At 71.0% G+C, this 1,541-nt stretch carries 2 protein-coding genes; both read right to left on the bottom strand.

Going from position 1 to position 1,541, the window contains the following annotated elements; genetic code table 11:
• Positions 1-54: 54 nt before the first annotated feature.
• A complete protein-coding gene (locus G6021_RS08060; RefSeq protein ID WP_182641027.1) occupies positions 55-981 on the bottom strand; it encodes an alpha/beta fold hydrolase in 927 nt (308 codons plus the stop codon).
• Between the two features lie 101 nt (positions 982-1,082).
• Positions 1,083-1,541, bottom strand: a 459-nt coding sequence (locus tag G6021_RS08055) for a hypothetical protein (protein ID WP_187700557.1), incomplete at its 5' end; no start/stop codon positions are given.

Genomic DNA, 1,541 nt, shown 5'->3' with positions numbered 1-1,541 from the left:
CCCCGGCCCCCCTCGAGGGAGCCGGGGCCGAGTCCTTTCTGCCCGCCCGGGCCGTCAGCTGTGGTGCTCCGGCGGCTGGGGCTCCGGCGGCTGGGCCCCCGCCGCCACGAGGTCTCCCAGCGTCTCGGGGTCGATGTGCCCCGGCTGCGTCTCGGTCATGAACTCCACGATGATCCGCTCGACGGCCGCCGGGTCCTCGACGTGCGGGTAGTGGCCGGTCCGCTCGACGATCGCCAGGCGACTACCGGGGATCGCCTCGTGGGTGGCGTGCCCGTGCGACATGGGGATGATCGGGTCGCGGTCGCCCCAGATCAACTGGAACGGCAATTGCCCGGCCAGGTGCAGCCGGTTGGCCGCCGACACCGCCTGCCCCTTGTTGTCCACGACCGCGCGCAGCGTCTTGAAGAACGTCCTGCGGTGACCGGGCCTACTGAGTGAGTCGTACGACATCCAGGACTCGGTGATCGCGTCGGCCCGGATGCCCAGGCCGGAGAAGAAGCGCCCCACCGAGTTCCCGGCGTTCACGAAGACCGGGGCCGCGCCGATCGCCAGCAGGAGTTCGGCGCCGGGGACGGCCAGCATCCGGAGGATCCAGTTGACCTCCTTGCCCAGGCCGCCGCTGCCGATCAGGACGATCCGCTCGCAGTACTCGGGGTATTGGTAGACGAACTGCATGGCGACGCCGCCGCCGAGCGATTGTCCGATGACCGTGCATCGCTTGATGCCCTTGACCACCAACAGGTCGCGCAGGGCGGAGGCCATCGCGCCGAGCGAGTAGTCGTCGAAGTCGAGTGAACTCTCCCCGTGACCGGGCAGGTCCGGGGCGATGACGTGGAAGTGGGCGTCCAGGCGCGGGATGAGTTCGCGCCAGGTGGTCGAGCTGCCGGCCATGCCGTGGATGAGCAGGATCGTCGGCTTGCCCTCGCCGGCACCCGCCTCGCGGTAGGCCAGCTCTCGTCCGTGAAGTGTCGCGGTCTGCATAGTGATTCCCCCTCGGGGACGGCCTCCCGCGCCGTATCTCGTCGCAGGGAGCACCTACCGTCATTGTGCGCCCCGCGGGGACGTTCACGCAGTTCCCCGTGTCACATCTGGGCCGAGAACTTCCGGATCAGCCGCCGGTGACGATGCCGGAACAGCGCACCGACCACCATCCGCACCACCGGTCCCGGCAGCACCGTCCGGGGTTCGGCCCGCAGGGTGTCGGTCACCCGGGTCGAGCCGTCGGGCAGGTCGTCGAGCTCCCGGCGGTGCTCCCACACGCGGCACGACCCCAGGCTCGAGCGCTCCTGGAAGTAGCGCGGCGCCTCCATCCCGGTGATCACCAGGTCGTCGAACTCGACCGGGACGATCCCCGCCAGCAGGATCCACGCCCGCCCCGCCGGGCGACCGAGCGGGAGGTCCGCGATCGACGCCCCCCGCAGCGACCTGGGGAACCGCATCGTCAGCAACGGGCCGAACTCGTCCGCGACGCCCTCGGCCGTGACGACCCGCGCCCACACCTGGTCCCGGGGCGCGGGCACGACGCTCGAGCGCACGACCAC

Origin of the sequence: Dietzia sp. CW19 (genome assembly GCF_014145265.1) — a bacterium.
Taxonomy (GTDB): domain Bacteria; phylum Actinomycetota; class Actinomycetes; order Mycobacteriales; family Mycobacteriaceae; genus Dietzia; species Dietzia natronolimnaea.
Note: the sequence above shows the minus strand (reverse complement) of the source record. Positions and strands in the feature narration are given on the sequence as shown.